This window comes from Rhodococcus sp. NPDC003382 (genome assembly GCF_053589135.1).
Genome location: NZ_JBSFRH010000048.1, coordinates 21,485 through 40,880 on the forward strand (window position 1 = coordinate 21,485; position 19,396 = coordinate 40,880).

Here is a 19,396-nt window from a genome sequence, read left to right on the forward strand (position 1 = left end):
TATCCGGGGTTGAACCACTCACGTAACGACCCATCCGGGCGTGCTACGCAAGCTCGGGCACCAGGTCGCTGCCGACGAGGAGAGCCCACTTCTTTTTCGGGCACTGCTGTTCTTGCGTTACTCGACTGTGCGCCGGCAGCAGCGTTTCCGCGCATGTCCGGCACCACGGACACGTGCACAAGCGGACTTCTTCTTTCCTGCGGTGACCTGCCCGACCATCTCGGCACGGGCGGGCAGGGCATGGGTTCGAGTCCCGATTCCCACCTGCGTCATCTGCCGTGAACGCGCTCGGACCACTGACTACCGCCGAGCCGAGGTTCACCCTCTCCCGGATCTCGGACCGGCGGTTTCCCTATCTCGCTCAGGTCCTTCACGCACACGGGACTCGGTTCATCCGCACGAAAGGCGATGTATATGTCCGTATCCAACGAAGATCGGTTGGCTTCCCGCACCGGCAGACACCGGCGCCGTCGAACGACCAGTGCGGTGCTCAGCACTGCGACCCTGGCACCGGCGGCGGCCGGGTTGCTCATCGCCTTTGCGCCGACGGCAGCAGCGGCTCCGACCGATGACTCTGGTGGCGGTCAGGCGGGGATCACGTCCCCGCCGCAGTCCGGCGGCGGACAGGCCGGTATCACGTCCACGCCGCCTTCGGCTCCGGCTCCGGCCCCGTCGTCCCCTGAGCCGCAGCCGGCCGAAAACTTCTGGGTTGCGCCTCCGGCCGAGTACAACCGCGGAACCCGTGCCTACAACCCGCAGACCGGCGGCGGCGTGTCGATGACGCAGTACAACAGCTACTCCGGTGGCGGAAACTCCGGCTACTCCGGTGGCGGCAACTCGGGCTACAACACTCCCGTTCCGCAGGTGCCGGTCGTCGTCGAGGGGCCGACCCTGCCGATCGAGGCCCCGGCCAACAAGATGCGTTTCGGTCGGGTGATCTTCGATCAGCCCAACTGGATCTCCGATGCCGACGCCGAAAAGACCAACCGCACGACCGCCGTGGTCGAGGCGATGGTGACCGACTACCACCGGTCGACCGGCATGGAAGCCGAAGAAGCCGAGAAGATCGCATCCGCACAGGTCGCAGGCACGGCGGCGGGCGCAGCGGCCGGGTTCGGAGCCGGATGCTTGGCGGCCGGTGTCCCGACGGCCCTGGCGGTGTCCACGGTCTCGGGCATCGTCGGCGCTGGCATGGGCACGATGGTGCCCGTGCCGATTCCGGGGGTGGCTCTGGTCACCTCCGGTGTTGCTGCCACGGCAGCGGGCGCAGCAGGAGGCTTCGCGGCCGGATGCGCGGTCGGCGGCACCTTCGGTGCGGTCGGTGGCGGCCTGGCCGGATACGGGGTCGGCACGGCTTACGGTGCGGGCGAGGACGCCACGCCGATCGAGGCCGAAGTGCCCGATGTCGAGGCCGAGCAGATCGCCGAGCAGGTCGACACCACGCTCGCACAGTGGTCGGAAGATCCGGTGGGTGCGGCCGCTGCCGAGGCGGTGCAGACCTTCGCTACCGAGACCGCTCCGTCGATCGACACACAGGTCCGTGACTTCGTGCAGGCACAGCCGGGCGGCGAGCAGGTCATCGAGCAGGTCGACCAGGCACTCGAATCGTTCTTCACCGACGCGACGCCGGGTCTGGCATCGCGCCTGGTCAGTGAAGCGGTCGGTCAGGGTCTCGGCACGCAGGCTCCGGCGGTCGACGCCTGAGTTCCGGTCGAAAGGGAGACGAACCGATGAAGCGGAACAACCGAGCAGGTTCGCCGCGGGTGCTCGATGCGACCGCGCCCCGGACCCGCATGGTTCGGGCGTCGGTGCTGGTACCGGCGGCCGAGGAGCGCTTTTCCTCCGTGAAGGCAGCGCCCACACGTGAGTCGGAGTCTCGGGTGGTCGCGGCGGCCGACATCGGCCGCCGCGCTGCTTGCCCGTCTGAAAAGGTCGGCGGCCCGACGATGCCCCGGCCTTCCGGTCGGATGGTGACCTATTCCGGACTTGGCCTCGCCGCTGTTGCAGTGGTGGGAATGGTCGGCTGGGGCGTGTCGGCACTGTTCGGGGGCGACGCCGACCCGGACTTCGGTGATCTGGTTCCGGCCACAGCAGCGCCGGCTTCGACCACGGCGTCTGCGGCGGCCGATGATCCGTGCTCGCCCGGTGAAGGCGACCAGTCATCGGGTGAAGGGGTGATCGCGGCGCTCGAACACCGCTATTACCTGCTGCGTTCGGGTGAGTCGGTGCGGGAGTTGATGGCCCCGGATGCGCCGTTACCCGATGCAGCGACGATCCAGCAGGGCATCGACACCGTGCCGCTGGGGACCACGCACTGCCTTGAGGTGACGGCAATCGGGCCGAACGCCTACAGCGCGCAGATCACCGAGGTCCGCCCGGATCGGCGCAGCGAGTTCAAACAGCGCATCACGACGACCACGGCCGAGGACGGCCGGGTGATGATCCGCTCCATCGAAGAAGTCAGGGGATAGTCCGGATGAGGAAGACTGGTCTAGCTCTGGCAGCGGCGGCAGTAACCACTGCGGCCGCGGTGAGCACGCCGACCGTTGCTCATGCTGCGGAGACGAACGGCTGTGCGCGCACGATCGCGCTGATGATTCCCGGCACGACGGAGACCTCGGCTAACGCCGATCCGAAGGTGCCGACGGGGATGCTCGCGGCGGTCGGTGACGCGCTCGAGCAGCGGTTCGGGAAGAACGTCGACGCGGTGTACGTGCCGTATCCGGGGGAGGCGTTCTTCAACGGCACCTCCTATGCCGAATCGAAGTCGCGGGGTGACAAAGCGGCGTCGGAGCTGATGGAGCGGTGCCCGTCGTCGAAGTACCTCATCGCGGGATACAGCCAGGGCGCGCAGATCGGCAACGATCTGGCCGTCAACATCGGCCACGGTCTCGGACCGGTCACTCCGCAACAGGTCAAGGCGGTGATTCTGCTCGCCAATCCGAAGCGGGGCACCGAGGGCGCAACGTTGATCGGCCCGCCGCTCGACGGTCAGGGCATCGCGGGGCCGGCCCCGGAAGGGTTCGGCAAGCTCGCGGGCAAGGTGTTCGACATCTGCCACCCGGACGATGCGTACTGCAACACCGATGGCGGGTCGACACCGTTCCTGGCGTCGCTGGGTCGGATCATCGCCAATCCGCCGGGGGCGGTCGACGTCTCTGCCGAGCTCGCCTCGACCGCCACCGCGCAGACTCCGACGATCACCGGTGAGTCGACAGTGGCGCATTCGTCGCTGGTCGATGAGCTGTCCTCACCGGGCAACTGGCGCAATGCTGATCTGTCGGCAGTGTTCGGGGCGGCATCTCGGCTGGCCGAATCGGTGGCCGCGCTCGATGTCGCAGGTCCGACATCGACGACCTCGGCGGCGAACATTGCCCGCATCACGCAGCAGGCGCGGTTGGTGTCGGAGACTCTGACGCCGGTAGACCAGGCGCGGCAGTGGATCGACAGCAATCCGGGTGCACGGGAGTCGTTCACCTCGGCTCCCGAGGGATCGCCGGAGGCGACGACGGCGAGCGTGCTCGACACGCTCGAGCAGGTCGATGTTCCGGCGGTGCTCTCGGCCGCCGAAGCGGTGACCGACATGAGCACGGCCCTACTCAAGTCGCGGGCCTCGGGTGAGTCGATCGACGTGTCGACGCTGGCGAGCTCGGCGGACACGCTGGTCGCGGGCCTGTCGCCCTTGGCAGCCTCGGGTCCGACCGAGTTACGGACTGCCACACAGGTGCTCTCGGTCGCCAAGCCGACGACGATCATCAATCAGCTGCTCAATGTCGTCTCCGGGGTGACCACGATCGACTACGCAGCGGTGGCGGCCGGGTTGCAGCAGCTCCCGATCAAGATCGCCACCGGTGATGTGCGTGGCGCGCACGCGGTCGCGGGGGATCTGAACAATCAGCTCTCCCCGCTGGTGAAGATGGCCGCCGGGGTGGACTTCAAGACCCTGTCGCGTCTGGTGGCGATGGTGCCGGATCCGTCCGGCACGGCCGCGATCGCAGGCCTGGTGCTCGATCTGCTCGGCAACGTCGATGTGATCCGACTGGCTCGCAACGTCGGTGAGATGCAGGAAATTGCCTGGTCGGTCGCCGAAACCGGCAACATGCTCGAGCTGTCGCGGCTGATGCCGGTCGCGCTGGAACTGGCACAGGTGGCTCTCGGGGTCCTCACCCCGGGCCAGAAGATGAGCCCCGATCAACTGCACGACCCGGGCGATCCAATCGGATCGCTGATGGCGGTGCATCCGCAGGACAGTGATCTGGCCGGCCTGAGCCAGTCGGTGATGGCACTGGCAAGCAGTGACGGCGCGGCCGAGATCGGTCAGCTGGTCTCAGAAGGGTTCACCGCGGCGAGCTTCTACGCCTCGAACTCGCACATCACCTATCCGAGCTGGTCCCCGGATGGAAAGGACAACGCGATCGACACGATGGTGAACATCTTCGCCAAAGCAATCGGGTAGGGCCGGACGGTCCTGGCGGACGGGTGGTGCCGCTGCCAGGACCGAAGCCTTCCACTCACGCGGCATCCGACCTCGGGCAGGCGGATGCGAAGTCACTCACAGTGCATGGCCTGGGCGGGCTATCGACAAGCACTCATGCAAAGGGGGTGAGTACGTGGCTTCTTCGACGACGAAAATTACGCTGGCCGCCAGCGTCGTCGCGCTGATGGGCGCGCTGGTGATGTGCGGCAGCGACAATCCCGAGCCGGACAACTGCCTGCCGACGCAGGGACCGTCCCGGTCGCCGAACAGCCTGCGTGCTGCCACCGGCAAGAAAGTGCAGCCGATGGTCACCGGCACGTACACGTTCATCTCCGGTTTCGGCCCGCGCTGGGGAACCTCACACAACGGTGTCGACCTCGCGGCCCCGATCGGCACGCCCTTCTACGCACCGCTCGACGGCATCGTCGTCGCGGCCGGGGACTCCGGCCCCGGTGACGAGAACGGCTTCGACAACTGGATCGTCATCGACTCGGCCACCTCGGACGGCTCGACCATCTCGACGGTCCACGGCCACATGTTTCCGGACGGGGTTCTCGTCTCCGTCGGCGACGAAGTACGCGCCGGGGACCTGATCGGCTTGGTCGGCAATGCCGGTGGCTCGACCGGCCCGCACCTGCATTTCGAGGTCTGGCCCGGCGGCCGGCTCGACGGGGGCTCGCCCATCGATCCGATGCCGTGGCTGGCCGATGCGAACGAACTCGACGCCCCGCAGCAGCGTCCGAGCTCGCCGAACGTACAACTGGTCGCGGCCGAGACTCCGCTCGGTGCAGGCTGCACCGGCCTGGCTCGCCCCGGCGGAAGGTCCCTTGCGCCAGGCTCGGTCCCCGAGGAGTTCCGCGAGTGGATAGTCAAGGCAGCTCAGACCTGCGATGCGATCGACGCTCCGCTGCTGGCCTCCCAGCTCTATGCCGAAAACCAGTTCCGCTACGGCCCGTCCTCGCCGGTCTCCCCGTCCGGGGCACGCGGTCCGGGTCAGTTCATGCCCGGCACCTGGGCCTCGATAGGCCAGGACCACGACGGCGACGGCATGGCCGATGTCAACTCCATCGGTGACTCGGTGATGTCGATGGCCGACTACGACTGCCAGGTGTGGGAGCAGACGCAGCAGTGGCTCCGCGAGGGCAAAGTCTCAGGTGACGGCACCGAACTGATGCTCTCGGCCTACAACTGCGGTCCCGGCAACACGCTCGCCTCCGGCGGGGTATGCGTCAATGCGGAGACGACGAGCTACGTCCGCAAGATCATTGCCGGGCGCGCCGACTTCGCCGGGGTCGACCAGCCTCGGCCTCCGTCGGCGAGCGGTTCGCGGGTCGTCGATGCGGCTCTCGGGTGGCTGGGCACCGATTACTCCTGGGGCGGCGGTGATGTCGCCGGCCCGACTCGCGGCGTCACCGACGGCGGTGCGGCCGACGCGCACGGCGACTACAACAAGGTCGGGTTCGACTGTTCAGGTCTGGTCCTGTACGCGGTCGCACAAGCAACGGACGGAAGAATCGTTCTGCCACACCAGGATTCCGCCCAGGTCAACGACCCTCGAGGAACGCCGATCACCGCAGCGGCGGACTTGCAGCCCGGCGACATCGTGCAGCCCTATCCAGGACATGTGTGGATCTGGTTGGGGGACAACAAAGTTGTCGAGGCACCCCAGTCCGGCGGGAAGGTCCAGATCACCGCATGGACACCACCGGAAAATGTCAGAGCCATGCGATTCACTTGATACACAACGCTTTTCACACGCCAGAACATCGGAGACGATGAGACACCAGAAAGGGAACACCACGCCGTGAGCGAAGAATGGGACAAGGCGGAGGCCGCGGTCCGCAGCCTCGGATCAACCCGGGCGGTCGAGGAGTTGACGGCCGCGGACCTGCGGACCTGGGCGTCGGAGAACAACCTGATGACGCGCACGCAGTGGCCGAAAGTCAAGCGTGAACTCTACAAGCAGTTCGATGTGGACTACGACGCCTTGCGGGAGCGTGAGCAGCGCGAACGGGTCGAGAAGTTGGAGGCGGCCGCCGCGACCGCCCCGCTGGTGTCCTTGTCCTCGGCCGGCGACGGCCGTGGATCGTTCGCCGTCGTCGGTGACGCCGATACCAGCGATGTCGCCTGGTACGGCTCGTTCCACAAGGACGACCGGATCTTCCGGCCCGGCGATCAGGACTCGGCAGATGAGGCCAGCGCGGGCAAGGCAGTGTTCCTCGCCGCGAAGGTGCGCGAACACCTCGACGTCGAGGCGGTGCGGCTGCGCCTGCGGGTGAGCAGTGAACGCATCGACGGGGTGAAGCTGGCCGATCTCGCAGCGAAAAAGCAGGTCATCCTCGATCTCGAGGTGGTGCCCACCGGTACCCCGGCCGAGCAGTGGTGCCTCGAGCCGGGCTACGGAGAGTGGCGGGCGATCCGCCTGTCGGACCTGGTGGTGGCCGAATGATCCGCCGACTGGCGCTGATCGGCGTCATCGCCGGGGCCGTGACCGTGGCCGGGTGCAGCTCCGAGGCCGACCAGGATCAGGCAATCTCGAGCACGTCGGCGCCGCCATCGACCTCGACGGCGGCGTGGCCCCCCACCGAACCGGCTGCGCCCGCCTCACCGTCGACCGCTGCGGAGGCACCGTCGGTGGACACCGACGATCCAGGCGAGCTCGGCCGCACGGTCGTCGAAACCTGGTTCTCCTATGACACCCGCACCGACGCCAATCGCAACGATGCACCGGTGAGGGCGGCCGATCTGGGGGTGCTGACCGCGGAACTCGACGCGCAGGTCCGCGCCGATGCCGAGATCCCGGTCAAGGCCACCGGCGAGTGGGCGCAGTGGGCGTCGCAGGGTGCGACGGTCACCGCCGTGGCGGTTGAGGTTCCCAACCAGGGACAGGCCAACACCGCAACGAGGTATCACGGCATGTACGAGGTGACCAGCACGGTCACCGATTCCAGCGGCACCGAGATCGGCAGCGACGTCCAGTACGTCGCCGTGGTGCTGACCGACGACGGCGACGGATGGCGCGTGTCGTCCGTCACCACCCTGTGAGGCGAGCGTGATGGCTGACATCGCTGACTACAACCACGAACCGACCATCGATCCGCGGCGGCTGCGGTTGCGCCCGAACCGTCCTGCCGTCGAGCCCGAACCGGTCCCGGCTCCCGAGCCTGTTGCCGAGGACACCGCCGATCCGTATGGGGTCGGGATGGATGCTCTTGCGTCCGTCGACGAACCGGTAGCTCCGGCACCAGGCCCCGTGCACAGTGCATTGTTCGACGAGGCGGCATCGCCGACGCTTTCACAGCCTGCCCAGTGGGGTTGGCGGGGCCGTATCAATGCAGCTCTGGGCACGAAACTGGCTCCCAAGCCGGAATCTGCGGAGACCGGTCACCGGGCGGCGGTCGAGGCGATCCAGCGGACCCTGCCGGGTTCGGGCACGGTCGCCGTGGTCAACACCAAGGGCGGCGCGGGCAAGACTCCGACAGCGATTGCGCTGTCGGCGATGCTTGGCAAGCATCGCGGCCGCGGTGTCGTCACGGTGGACATGAGCGAGGCGGGCGGCACCCTCGGCATCCGGGCAGCGCGCACGGCTCCGGTCGAGCGAACGGTCTGGGATGTCCTCGACAACGCATCGCGGCTGATGTCTGCCGATGTCGAGGCGGGGGAGCTGGCGGCGTATCTGCGGCTCCAGCCCACACACGACGAGATTCTGGCCGGGGACACCGACTCCTCCTACGACAACGTGATCGGGGAGAACGAGTGCGCAGCGTTGGGCGCAGTGCTTCGGCGTCACCGTGACTTGCTGATTGTCGACACGGCCACCACTCCGCAGGCTGGGGCGTGGCAGTGGGCGGTTCGTCATGCCGATGTGCTGGTGGTGCCGCTGCCGATGCGCCGGGACATGGCCCAACACGCCTACGCGATGCTCGACGGGCTTCGCAAGCGGGGCCTCGAGCATCTGGTGTGCTCTGCGGTCGTGTTGCTGTGCGCGACACCGGGGTCCGATCCGAATCTCGAGACCGCGATCGTCGACGAGTTCGATGCCCTCGGTGTGCAGACCTACGTGCGAGTTCCGTTCGAGCCGGTGTTCGCCACCGGAGAGCGGATCACGCTCGAGGCGTTGTCGCAGAGCTCGATCATCGCGTGGACGAATGTCGCTGCGATGGTGACCGATGCACTGGCCGAGGCCATCGTCGACCGGCAGGCGGGATACCGGCAGCGGTGGGCACCGGCACCCGAGTCGGCACCGGAGCCGGCCGTGCCGACCTTCGCGGCGGACGTTCCGAGCTTCCCGGCTCCCCAGCCGGCTCCGGCACCCGAGCCGGAAGCGGAACCGCCTGCCGCTCCTGCCGTTCGAGTGGCTGAGACGGACCCGGCTCGATACCTGCCGTTGGATTACCGCCCTCCTGTCGAGGCTGAGGCAGAGCTGGAAGCCGAACAGGATGCCTCGACCGTGGAGGTGCACCAGCCACCGGCCCGGACGCGGCGGCCGCAACCACCGAAGCCGTCGAGCTTCGACCCCTACGCCTGACCTTCTGCGTGTGAAAGGACTCTCAATGATCCTGTCAAGCCGCCACCGCGGTAACCGGCACGGTCGGTTGCCAGGTGCGGTGGTCGCGGAGCAGCGCGTAGAGAACATCCACGCGCCGCCGAGCCAGGCAGATCGTGGCCTGGACGGGACGCTTACCTTCGGCACGTTTGCGCTGATAGTAGACGCGAGAGGCGGGATCGCAACGGACCGCGGTCAACGCCGACATGTACATCACCCGGCGCAGGCGCCTGCTGTAGCGCTGAGGGGTGTGCAGACGCCCGGTGCGTTTACCCGAATCCCTGGGCCGCGGCGCCAACCCGGTCCAGGCAGCGAGTTGATCGGCCGACCCGATCAAGTCGGGGTCACCTACTGCGGCAAGGAATTCGGCGCCGAGCCGGAATCCCATACCCGGCAAGCTCAGGATCACTTCGGCCAGAGGGTGCCGGCGAAATCGGGCCTCGATCTCCGCGTCCACGACGTTGATACGTGTGTCGAGGTCGATCACCGCCTGCGCCAATTCGGCGACCAGCTCGGCAGCGACATCCTCCCCAGGCAACCGCACGGTCTGCGCCTTCGCAGCGGTGACCGCGGCCCGGGCGATCGATTCGGCGTGGCGCACCCCGGCCCCGGTGAGCATCGTGGCCAGTCGGGCCGCACCGACGCGGCGGATCGCTTTCGGTCGCTGGTAGCGGGCCAGCAGCACCACCCAGCCCCGGTCCGAGGAGATCTGCGCGACGCGTTCGAGCCCGGGGCAGATCGCGACGAGTTGCTGACGCAGCCGGTTGATGGTCCGGGTACGGTCGGCGACCAGATCGGTGCGGTGGCCGGTGAGCATCTGCAGCTCACGGATCAACTCGTCGTCGGGACGCAGAACGGGCAGGTCCGAACGCATCCGGGACTGATCGGCGATCACCCGGGCGTCGCGGGCATCGGTCTTGGCTTCGCCGCCGCGGTAGACCGACGATGCCTGCCACACCGAACGTCCGGACAGGTAGCGCACCGGTTTCCCGGCGTCGGCCAGCACAGTCAGCAACAAGGTGACGTAGGCGGTGGTCAGATCCACCGTCCACGACACCGTCTCGCCGAGTGCGTCGATCTCGGTGATCACCGCACGGATCGTTGCTTCGTCGTTGTCGCATCGCCGCGACAGCACCACCGTCCCGGAGGCGTCGAGCACGCATATCCAGTGGTGTTCTTTGCCGACGTCGACTCCTGCCCACAGTTGCGAACCGGTCATCGGATTTCCTCGTTTTCGCTTGTGTTCCGGCCTGGCCCCGATGGACGCCTCCGCCGGCATTTCCTTAAACAAGCGATCATTCGCAGATCTCAATCAGCGGTCCGAGGTGTCCAGACAGGTCGGGTGGCCAGTCCTTTCAAGCCCCACTCGAGAGTGGGCAAACCTTATGCAGCCTCGCCCGGCCCGCCCGGGTTACAGCTCAACGTAACTCTCACGAAGTAACTGCACCTACGAACTTAAGGAAACCTGATGTCCCGCAATTTGTCCGTGCCGTCGCTGCCTCGCCGTGTGGCTCGCGCTATGTCCCTGCTGACGGCCACGATCGGCGCGGTGCTGCTCACCGCCGGTACCGCTTCCGCGCAGACCGACAATCCGCTCGATGGCGTCACCCCGGACTTGGGGGTGTTCGGTGACACCTTCGAGGACACCTGGACGCGGATCGCAGGCGGTATCTGGGGCGCATTCCTGGCTGCTTCCGCGCTCAACGTGATCGTCTCGCTCTACAAGATCCGTAGGGCTCGCGCCGGGGGCTACCAGAGCGAGTTGAGCGAGTCGATGGATTCGGCCAAGACCGCCGTCGTCGCGTTCGGCTGCGTGGCCGGAGCCGGGATCATCGTCGGCGCCATCCTGTTCGTCGTCAACGGCTGACAGCCGATCTACCAGCACTGTTAGGAGAGTCAGATGGCACCCGATTTCAGCTCGATCAAGCCGGGATCCCAGCAATCGCCCCCGGCAGCAGCACCGACTCCGACATCCACGGCGAAGACAGCCGAGACAAAAGGATGGAAGGCGGCGTTCGACAGGCTGCCCACATGGTTCAAGTACGGCCTGGTGGTGCTGCTCGTGGTGACGGTCCTTGGGAGCATTCTCGCGGGGCTGGGCCGCGGTAGCTCGGAGTCCGATACGGTGCGGACCGGGCACGGCCCCAACTCGATCACCAACGGTGTCCCGCACGGCTACGACCACACCGAAGCCGGAGCTCAGACCGCTGCTGCCAACTTCGTGCAGGCAGTCAGCCAGGTTGCCCTGGGGCGGATCACCGCTGCGGACGTGAAGAACGGCCTGGTCGGTGGCGACGCCAGCGATGCTCTAATCGCCATTGTCGAGGACAACGTGTCTCACTCCGAGGAGACGGTGATGAACACCATCCCGGCCTTGGTCAACGTCACCGATTATTCGGATGACCGTGCGGTGGTGTCGGTGTGGGCGGTCTCGACCAGCCAGGACGACCTGAGCGGCACCGGCAAGGTCAGCATCACGACGTTCTGGTCGACGACGACGGTGACCTTGCAGTGGGAGGACGGCGACTGGAAGGCCGTCGACTGGGCGTTCCGTTCCGGCCCTGAGCCCGAAGAGGTCTCGTTCCCTGAAGGGGATTCCCCCCTCGCCGAGTTCGGCGCGAACGGCCTCTACACCTTCTTCGTGGAGTAAACGATGCGATCCCTTGTCCGGACTTTTCTTGCAGCGCTGCTGGCGGTGCTGGCGTTGGCCTCGAGTGCGACGCCCGCATGGGCGCAGCCGCTCAGCGGCGCTGCCGAGGGCTGGCCTGCCGGGATGCCCGACGAACTCAAAGAGTTCTTTCCAGGTCACCCGGAGTTCGAGGCGGCCGGGTGGTCGACCGATCCGGCGTGTGCGGACAAGGGTGGCGACTACGGCCTGTATCTCGGGCAGTACCTCCGCTTCGACCAGCAGATCTTGTACTGGGCTTCTCCGGTAACGCAGCGCATCGCCCAGTACGCCGACCTGATGGGCGTCTCGGAAGAAGAAGCCAAGCAAGCCGTTCTCGAGGGCAAGGCTCCGACGGACTGGCCCAAGTCCTTCCCCGGAGGCGACGAGAAATACTCGCCATCCTCGAAGGTGTGCGCCGCGGATCTGGCGAAGTGGTCCGAGTCGGCCGGAAATCCCTGGGGCTTCACCTGGGCTGCCAAACCCGACGCCGGCTCCATCGAACTGATGAAGCAGCAGCCGTACGTCGACAACCTGCCTGACGACATCTTCGAGAATCCGTGCAGCGACCACGAGATGCTGTGCAACAGGGCCTACTTCCTCGACTGCGACAAGGCTTCGGGACCGGACGAACTCAAGCAGTGCCGGGCCTGGAACAAGCAGGTCGGCGCGATGTTCGGCGGAATCTGGAACTGGAAGGAACAGAACAAGGACCTCGCCGACAGGTTCGTCGACGTCGCCAAGCTCGGCGGGGTCGTCCTCAAGGCCGTGACTCCCTTGCACATCAAGCTCGGTGTCGGCCTCGGCATGGCGGCTCTCGACAAGGCCAGCGATGTGGTCGCCTTCATCGCTGATCCGGGCAGCGTGATCGACGACTGGGCCAACAGCACCAAAGAAGGCGCGGTGTCACTGACCACCTCGGTCCTCGAGGGATTGGCGAACATCGGCGAGTTCAATCCGCGCGACGACCACTTTCTGCGGTGGTACGCGATCAGTTGCGGTATCGGGATTTTCGTCATGTCGATCACCGCACTGTTCGCGATCTATCGGACTTCGGCGCAGAAGTCGACCCGGATGGAATTGGCGCACAATCTCATCGGATACGCCCCGTTGGGTGTGCTGTCCATGATGTTCGCGCCAGCTGCCGCCGAGCTGTTGGTCCAGCTCTCGCACGGGCTGACCACCTCGCTGTCCGGCCTGCTCAAGCAGGACATGGAACAGGCTGTGGTGTCGGTATCGGCAATGCTCGGCGACATCACCGAAGACACCCTCGTCGGTGGTGCCCTGACCGGCATCGTGTTCTTCGGACTGCTGTTCCTCGGCTCGTTGGCCTTGTTCTTCGGCGAGTTGATGCACGCCGCTGCCCTGCCGCTCCTTGCCGGCCTGGCTGGTATCGCGTTCGGGCTCTGGGGGCATCCGACTCAGCGGAAAAAGGCGATGCGCCCGATCTTCGTGTTCATCTCGATTGTGTTCTCCAAGCCGGTGATCTTCCTCGGCCTGGGGTTCTTGACCGCAGTGTTGCTCGACAGCAGCGCCGGGGCCTACGTCGAAGGTGAACTCGCCTCCCTCGGGGCGCTGGCGATGACAGCGGTGTGCATCGGACTGGTCGGACTCGCACCGTGGTCCCTGCTCAAGTACGCGCCGTTCATGCCGTCGAGCGAGGACTCGGAGGGCTTCGGCGACACCGGCTCGGCGGCCGGTGAGGGACTGGGCAGCACCTTGCAGACCGCACAGATGGCGATGATGGCCCGCGGTGGCGGGGGAGGCGGGGAGGTCGCTGCGGCCCGTTCCGCAGGGGCCGCGCACTCCCATCCCGTTGGTGGCGGCGGTACCGGTGGCGGGGGTTCGTCCTCGTCGAACGGCTTGGCATCGCACGGTTCCGCCGGGTCCACCTCGCACCAGCATCCGAGTGTCACCGCAGGTCATAGCGGCAGCGGACACGGTGGGGCGAACGCCCGCAAGTTCATGTCCGCGGCCAAGGGTGTCTCCGGCACGGTCGCTTCGGTCGGGGTCGGGGCGGTGATGGTGGCCGGGACCGTCGGCGGTGCAGCACTGAACAAGGCGGCCCAGGCGGCGCAGAACGCTCCCGAGCAGGCCGACGACATGGGAGGTCAGTGATGAGTGACAGTGAGCAGCGCACCTCGATCCTCGGTTCGGAAATCGCTCGCCGGGGGTTGATCCCTGTTCCCGAACCAGTGCTCGCTGCGTATGCAGTGGCGTTGATCATCTCGATCTTCCTGTTCTTGTACTTCGGATCGACGATCTGGACGCTGGCCGGTGTCGTGCTAGTCGTGGGTGGGACGTTGTGGGCGACCACCGACATCAACGGCCACCGGTCGTGGGCAGCGGAGCGACTGCACCGGCTCCGGGACCGGCAGCGTCGCAAGCGCGGCGAGCACATCCACCGGGCACCCGGCGACGAGCTGTACGGGGTGGCCGGGGTCGATCCGGGCTGGGAGTTTCCGGTACCGCTCGGAGATGTCGCCCCGCTGGATCTGACCGGAACGGGCCTCGATGACATGTTCATCCTCGAGCACACCACGCCCGGCGACAACAACTACTACTCGGTGGTGCTGTCGATTCAGGGGCTAGCCGAAGGGCTGCGCGGTGCGGAGGAATGGGCGGTGACCTCGCAGGCGTTCTCCCGCACCCTGGCGTCGTTCGCTCGCCGATCCTCGCTGATCCGGGGCCTGGAAATGGTGCACCGGTCGGTGCCGGCCGATCTGACTCCGCATGTGGCGTGGATGGAATCGGTAGTGAGGGCCAACCCGAATGCGGCTCGGGTGCTGCCCGCGATCGAGTCCTACGGCCAGCTCATCGACGGTTTGGCACCGGAATCGGAAGAACATCGCTCCTACGCGACGCTCATCTTCCCGAAGTCGGTCGAGCTGCTGTCGGCGGCCGGAGCAGTCGCCAAACGTAAAGACGTGAGCGTGAAGGCCGGTATCGGCCAGGTCATCGTCGAAGAGACCATGCGGGCGGTCGGCGCGTTGACTTCGGCCCGGCTCGGCCAGGTGCAGGTGCTCGGTCAGCAGCGTGCCTGTGCGGTGTTCCGGTCGATGCTCGATCCGTCCTACGCACTCGACGCCCACCGGGGCGCGAACTGGGGCAACTGCTGGCCGTCGTATGTCGGCGGAGACCTGTCGACACGGGTGTCCGACCGATGGGATACCCGAGTCGGGTTGATCCGACCCGGTTCGATCGAACCGATCCCGCTGCACGCTGAATGGCTCTCGCCGCTGTTGACCGGTGTCGACCCGGACCCCGGCGATCCCGTCGAGGGGATGCCGGCGCAGCCGACGATCCGCACGGTGAAGGTGCGGATGGATTTCGTCGATGCGGTCAAGGCTCGCCAGGTGGCGCGTAAGGACGCAACCGAGGACGCGGCGCGTCAGTACAAGGAACGCAAGAAGGGCCAGGTCACCGACGGTGCCTCGGAGGTCATGGCGTCGGCGTCGCTGCGGCGGCGGGAAGATCTCAAGCCGGGATCGGGGCACCACGGGGTGATCTGGTCGATGGCGGTGGCGGTCACCGCCCCGGATGGGGATGCGGTGATGCGGGCGTGTGCGCGGCTCGAGCAGGCCGCCGACCAAGCCGCCATCAAAGAGTTCGACTGGTTCGACGACAGCCACGATGTCGCTCAATTCCTCACCCTGCCGCTCGGCCGCGGACTCGCGGCCACCAAGTACACCCGGGTCAAGGGGGTCTGATGCCATCACTGCTGAACCGCAAGACGGGCGCCGCACCTGCGCCGATACCGCCGGAGGCGGGTCAGGTGAATGCACCGGCGGTCCCTCGTCGGCGGCCGCCGAAGCGTAATAGGTGGCTCGATCGCTGGGGCTGGTACGAACCTCGCCCTGAAGGGGTGTGGTCGACGACCCGGCAGGCCGAGGCGCTGAATCTGGCGACCACCCGCAAGAACGTGCGTCACGAAGGGCTGGTGTCGGGCCGCAACCTGATGTCGAATGCGCTGGTCATCACCGATCCGTTCGCGCTGTACGGCAGTGAGATCGAAAACATCAACGTCGCGGTGGTCGGGGACATCGGCAAGGCGAAGTCCTCGCTCATCAAGACCACCCTGGGGCTGCGGCAGATCGCGGCCGGCCGTCAGGTCGTAGTGATCGACAAGAAACGGCAGGGTGATCGCGGCGGCGAGTACACCGAGCTCGCCAAGTCGCTGGGGGTGCCGTCGATCCGGTTCAAGACCGGCGGTGACGGGGCGCGGTTGAACATCATGGACCCGGCGATCTCGTCGTCCGTGACCACTTCTGGGGGAATCGTTCCGGCCGGTCAGGAGGTGCTGATCGCGGCGGTGCTCGAGGACACCATGCAGCGGCCGTTGGTGCAGACGGAAATCGCAGCACTGAATCTGGCGCTGCGGCTGGTCAACGAACGCGCCTGCAGCGAGGGCACCGAGCCGGTGCTGCACGATGTCGCCGATCTGCTGCTGTCGACGCCGGAGGAAGCGACGGCCACCTTCGGCGAAGTGTGGGAGAAAGAAGCGTGCCGGTGGGGTCGTGATCCGGGCCTGGCGCTGCGGCAGCTCTGTGAGGGGGATCTGCGCGGATTGGTCGATCAGCCGACCTCGGACGATGTGCGTCACGCGCTCGACCATCCGCTCGTGCACTTCGACGTGTCCGAGCTGCCCAACAAGGGACCGGCGCTGCGGGTGGTGATGACGGTCATCAACACGTGGCTGTCGAACGTTCTCGCTGCTCGCGCCTCCGAGCACAAGCAGACGATCCTCATCGTCGAGGAAGGCTGGCACATCGCGGAGGGATCGACCGGGCGGGTGTTCCGCGACAACATGAAGCTCTCTCGCGGCCTGGGCCTGTCCACGGTGTCGGCGTTCCACCACATCGCCGATCTGCCGGCAAATTCTCCGGCGCGGGCGTTGATGCAGGAAGCCGGGATCGTGTTCCTGTACGGGCAGGATCGCGTGGACGACGCCGAGCAAACGGTACGGATGTACCACTTGCCTGAATACTGCGTCGACCTGCTGATGTCGATGCACAAAGGGCAGTGCTTGGTGGTGATGGGCAAGTCCGATCCGGTGCTGATGAAGCACGAGCGGTCCCCGCTCGAAATTATTCTCACGGACACCGATGAGGTCATTCGAGGCGAGGCGACCACGCTGGTGGGGAAGACCCGTCTGCCGGACACCCTCGATGCCGAGTCGATGGCCGAGCTGGTGGGGGCGGAGCGGTGAACGACGTGGACGAGCGGATGCAGCAGCGGCCGACGCGGCCGGTGTTTCCGGTCGGCACCGGCCCGGTGGTCGTGGCGATCGGCGGGGTGCTGTGGACGGTCTACGTCGGTGGCGCGATCGCCGGTCTGGTGACCGGGGCGGGCCCGGTGTGGCCTCGAGGTGGTCTGTACGGCACGTTGTCGGTGCTGCGGGCCTTGGTGGTCTCGCCGGGCGATCCGACGGTGGGCTGGCCCGAGGGGTCGCGGCCGGGGTCGGCGGTGGCAGTGTGGGTGTGTCTGATCGTGGCGATGCTGGCCTACACCACCGCCGCCCTCGTGATCGACGGGAAGATTTCGGTGCGTCGGCGCGCTAAGCGCAAGCGGCAGCAGGGTTTCGCGGACTCGGCGGAGCTACGCCAGCGGGGCCTCGACCGCAAGAGTGCGGTCAAGGCGGCACAGACGAACCGATCGACCCTGCGCGATACTCCGACCCGCAAGATCGAAGCGCACCAGGTCGCGACCCGGATCGGCACGCTCTACGGCGAACACGGCAAAGATTCCGAGGTGTTCATCCAGTACCGGGACGGCACGTTGGTCGAGGGGCCGACCGGATCGGGAAAGAGCTGGCGTTTGGCCTGGCAACGGATCGTCGAGTCGGTGGGATTCGTGCTGGCGACGACCACGAAACCGGACCTGCTGTGGTCCTCGGTGGGGCAGCGATTGGCAGTCGGGCCGGTCGAGGTGTTCGACCCCGAAGGCATCACGCGGTGGCCGACTCCGATGCGGTGGTCCCTGCTGGCCGGCTGCGCTGACCCGGACACCGCGATCCGGCGTGCCGATGCGCTGGTGCAGGCTGTTCCGCTCGGCGACACCAAGAACAGCGGGTACTTCTCGACGAACGCGGCGAAGTATCTGCGGTGCTGCCTGTATGCGGCGGCGGTCTCCGGTGGGGATGTGACTACCTTCTACCGTTGGGCGATGCAACGGCAGGTGCCGAAGGTCAAAGAGATTCTGGATCGGGATCTGCCGACGTGGAGCGTGGAGTATTCGCAGCTCGGAGGGTCGGGGTCGGATTCGGTCGACGATGTGATGTCGACGGTCTCGACCCTGCTCGATCCTCTCGCGTCGCCGAAGCTGATGGCGGCGGTCAATGTCACCGCGGCGGAGTCGGTCGACCTCGCGCAGCTCATCCGCGACGGGGGAACGCTGTATCTGCTCTCCGAAGGTTCCTACGGCTCGAGTGCGCCGATCGTCACGGCCTTGGCAGCGGAGGCGTATTACCTGGCCAAAGAGATTTCCCGGGAGTACCCGGAGGAACGGATCGACCCTCCGGTGCGGTTCGTCCTCGATGAAGTCAACAACGTCGCTCCCATCCCGGACCTGCCCGACAAGGTATCCGACAGCGCCGGGCGGGGGATTTCGATCTGGGCGTTCTGCCACGGTCAGGAGCAGAACATCCGGCGGTGGGGTCCGAGTGCGGGAAAGATGTTCACGACGAACTCGCCGGTGCGGATCATCCTTCCCGGCCTCGGTGACGTGAACGAACTCGAGCAGATTTCCCGGCTGACCGGTGAGCGTGAAGAGTGGTGGTCTCCGACGCAGGCTCCTCGGCAGACGAAGGTGATGACCGCGCCCGAGATTCGCGGGATGCCCGCTGACCAGGCATTGATGGTCTACCGAGGGTCGGCTCCTGCCCTCGTCCATCTGCCGCTGGTGTGGGACATTCCGCATTGGAAGAAGCGGGTGCTCGACTCCCAAGAGGTTTACAACTGGGTCTGCGAGACGGGGGAGTTGCCTGATTGGGCCTGGTCACGCGTCACGAAAGCGGCGGTGCTCGGATGAGCGGGTACACACCGGGCCGGCTGTCGTGGCGGCATCTCGATCAGGAACAAGCGCAACAGCTGTGGGACGAGTTGATCGACTGGGTGGAGTGGTTCCGCGGTTGCTACCGGCTCACCGACCGGATCAAGGGCTGCTGGTACCGGCACCCGAAAATGGTCGAGGAACTGACGGCGGCGATGTCGGCGCACAAGATCGCCTACGAGCAGCTCGGTGACGGCCAGGTGCATTCATGGTCGCCGGGAAGCTGGCACTATCAGGTCTATCAGCCGTTTCTACAGCGGTTGGCGGCCAACGCCGACGAGTTCGCCGACTGCATCGACGGGCGCTGCGAGCCACCGAAAGTACAGGTCACCCTGTTCGAGGGCATGCGGGAATGGATCGCGGCGGACATCGCTTCGCGGCCGACGCCGGTTGCGGCGGCGGTTGCTGCGACCGGATCGCTCCGGGACTCGGGTATCGGATCGGCGGCGCCTGCGGTGATCGACGCAGCTCGGATGGTCGATCTGATCGACTCCGGCAATGCCGAACCAGCCGACCCCGACGACGACTTCGGACCGGTGTCGTATGCCGGTCACGTTTGGGAGTGGTCCGACGATACGGAGGGGTACGTGCGGACCTAGAGACTGCCGAGGGACACAGGGCTGGACTCACCACCCAGCCGTTCCTCGGCGGGGTGGCG

Annotated in this window: 15 protein-coding genes; 14 read left to right on the forward strand and 1 reads right to left on the reverse strand. The window is 66.6% G+C overall.

Annotated features, from left to right (window positions below; genetic code table 11):
- The first annotated feature begins 486 nt into the window (after positions 1 to 486).
- The 7 genes from ACWDUD_RS25130 (at position 487) to ACWDUD_RS25160 (ending at position 9,005) form a co-directional block, all read left to right on the forward strand.
- Positions 487 to 1,704, forward strand: coding sequence for an insoluble domain protein (locus ACWDUD_RS25130; RefSeq protein WP_450111062.1), 1,218 nt, complete (start codon positions 487 to 489; stop codon positions 1,702 to 1,704).
- Positions 1,705 to 1,730: 26 nt separating this feature from the next.
- Positions 1,731 to 2,471: a hypothetical protein gene (locus ACWDUD_RS25135; RefSeq protein WP_450111063.1), complete on the forward strand. Its 741-nt coding sequence runs from the start codon at positions 1,731 to 1,733 to the stop codon at positions 2,469 to 2,471.
- Between the two features lie 59 nt (positions 2,472 to 2,530).
- Entirely contained in the window at positions 2,531 to 4,456 is a 1,926-nt protein-coding gene (locus ACWDUD_RS25140) for a cutinase family protein (protein WP_450111064.1), read from the forward strand.
- Between the two features lie 154 nt (positions 4,457 to 4,610).
- Positions 4,611 to 6,215 carry a peptidoglycan DD-metalloendopeptidase family protein gene (locus ACWDUD_RS25145; protein ID WP_450111065.1) on the forward strand — a complete coding sequence of 535 codons (1,605 nt, stop codon included), beginning with the start codon at positions 4,611 to 4,613 and terminating at the stop codon, positions 6,213 to 6,215.
- A gap of 66 nt (positions 6,216 to 6,281) precedes the next feature.
- Complete coding sequence (locus tag ACWDUD_RS25150; RefSeq protein WP_450111066.1) at positions 6,282 to 6,926, forward strand: hypothetical protein; 645 nt, start codon at positions 6,282 to 6,284, stop codon at positions 6,924 to 6,926.
- Positions 6,923 to 7,522, forward strand: a complete 600-nt coding sequence (locus ACWDUD_RS25155) for a hypothetical protein (protein ID WP_450111067.1) — start codon at positions 6,923 to 6,925, stop codon at positions 7,520 to 7,522. The genes ACWDUD_RS25150 and ACWDUD_RS25155 overlap by 4 nt, the downstream gene beginning before the upstream one ends.
- A gap of 10 nt (positions 7,523 to 7,532) precedes the next feature.
- Entirely contained in the window at positions 7,533 to 9,005 is a 1,473-nt protein-coding gene (locus ACWDUD_RS25160) for a MinD/ParA family ATP-binding protein (RefSeq protein WP_450111068.1), read from the forward strand.
- Between the two features lie 34 nt (positions 9,006 to 9,039).
- Here ACWDUD_RS25160 and ACWDUD_RS25165 read toward each other — a convergent pair whose 3' ends face one another.
- The gene (locus ACWDUD_RS25165; protein ID WP_248676038.1) at positions 9,040 to 10,242 is read right to left on the reverse strand and encodes an IS110 family RNA-guided transposase; all 1,203 of its coding nucleotides are present in this window, start codon (positions 10,240 to 10,242) and stop codon (positions 9,040 to 9,042) included.
- Between the two features lie 249 nt (positions 10,243 to 10,491).
- Here ACWDUD_RS25165 and ACWDUD_RS25170 point away from each other — a divergent pair, with 249 nt between their 5' ends.
- The 7 genes from ACWDUD_RS25170 to ACWDUD_RS25200 are packed head-to-tail and all read left to right on the forward strand — an operon-like array spanning position 10,492 to position 19,337.
- The gene (locus ACWDUD_RS25170; protein ID WP_450111069.1) at positions 10,492 to 10,890 is read left to right on the forward strand and encodes a hypothetical protein; all 399 of its coding nucleotides are present in this window, start codon (positions 10,492 to 10,494) and stop codon (positions 10,888 to 10,890) included.
- 33 nt (positions 10,891 to 10,923) lie between these two features.
- Entirely contained in the window at positions 10,924 to 11,673 is a 750-nt protein-coding gene (locus tag ACWDUD_RS25175) for a hypothetical protein (RefSeq protein ID WP_450111070.1), read from the forward strand.
- A gap of 3 nt (positions 11,674 to 11,676) precedes the next feature.
- Positions 11,677 to 13,806, forward strand: a complete 2,130-nt coding sequence (locus ACWDUD_RS25180) for a hypothetical protein (RefSeq protein WP_450111071.1) — start codon at positions 11,677 to 11,679, stop codon at positions 13,804 to 13,806.
- Positions 13,806 to 15,398 (forward strand): hypothetical protein, encoded by a 1,593-nt coding sequence (locus tag ACWDUD_RS25185; RefSeq protein ID WP_450111072.1) that lies wholly within the window; start codon positions 13,806 to 13,808, stop codon positions 15,396 to 15,398. The genes ACWDUD_RS25180 and ACWDUD_RS25185 overlap by 1 nt, the downstream gene beginning before the upstream one ends.
- Positions 15,398 to 16,897, forward strand: a complete 1,500-nt coding sequence (locus tag ACWDUD_RS25190) for an ATP/GTP-binding protein (RefSeq protein WP_450111073.1) — start codon at positions 15,398 to 15,400, stop codon at positions 16,895 to 16,897. Before ACWDUD_RS25185 ends, ACWDUD_RS25190 begins: the two co-directional genes overlap by 1 nt.
- The gene (locus ACWDUD_RS25195) at positions 16,894 to 18,717 is read left to right on the forward strand and encodes a type IV secretory system conjugative DNA transfer family protein (protein WP_450111074.1); all 1,824 of its coding nucleotides are present in this window, start codon (positions 16,894 to 16,896) and stop codon (positions 18,715 to 18,717) included. Before ACWDUD_RS25190 ends, ACWDUD_RS25195 begins: the two co-directional genes overlap by 4 nt.
- Entirely contained in the window at positions 18,714 to 19,337 is a 624-nt protein-coding gene (locus tag ACWDUD_RS25200; RefSeq protein WP_450111075.1) for a hypothetical protein, read from the forward strand. The genes ACWDUD_RS25195 and ACWDUD_RS25200 overlap by 4 nt, the downstream gene beginning before the upstream one ends.
- The last annotated feature ends 59 nt before the right edge of the window (positions 19,338 to 19,396 follow it).

What these genes read in the sequence shown, in the direction of transcription:
- ACWDUD_RS25135 (WP_450111063.1), top strand. Translation starts at nt 1,731, where the DNA reads ATGAAGCGGAACAACCGAGCAGGTTCGCCGCGGGTGCTCGATGCGACC.
- ACWDUD_RS25155 (WP_450111067.1), top strand. Translation starts at nt 6,923, where the DNA reads ATGATCCGCCGACTGGCGCTGATCGGCGTCATCGCCGGGGCCGTGACC.
- ACWDUD_RS25160 (WP_450111068.1), top strand. Translation starts at nt 7,533, where the DNA reads ATGGCTGACATCGCTGACTACAACCACGAACCGACCATCGATCCGCGG.
- ACWDUD_RS25165 (WP_248676038.1), bottom strand. Translation starts at nt 10,242, where the DNA reads ATGACCGGTTCGCAACTGTGGGCAGGAGTCGACGTCGGCAAAGAACAC.
- ACWDUD_RS25170 (WP_450111069.1), top strand. Translation starts at nt 10,492, where the DNA reads ATGTCCCGCAATTTGTCCGTGCCGTCGCTGCCTCGCCGTGTGGCTCGC.
- ACWDUD_RS25175 (WP_450111070.1), top strand. Translation starts at nt 10,924, where the DNA reads ATGGCACCCGATTTCAGCTCGATCAAGCCGGGATCCCAGCAATCGCCC.
- ACWDUD_RS25180 (WP_450111071.1), top strand. Translation starts at nt 11,677, where the DNA reads ATGCGATCCCTTGTCCGGACTTTTCTTGCAGCGCTGCTGGCGGTGCTG.
- ACWDUD_RS25185 (WP_450111072.1), top strand. Translation starts at nt 13,806, where the DNA reads ATGAGTGACAGTGAGCAGCGCACCTCGATCCTCGGTTCGGAAATCGCT.
- ACWDUD_RS25190 (WP_450111073.1), top strand. Translation starts at nt 15,398, where the DNA reads ATGCCATCACTGCTGAACCGCAAGACGGGCGCCGCACCTGCGCCGATA.
- ACWDUD_RS25200 (WP_450111075.1), top strand. Translation starts at nt 18,714, where the DNA reads ATGAGCGGGTACACACCGGGCCGGCTGTCGTGGCGGCATCTCGATCAG.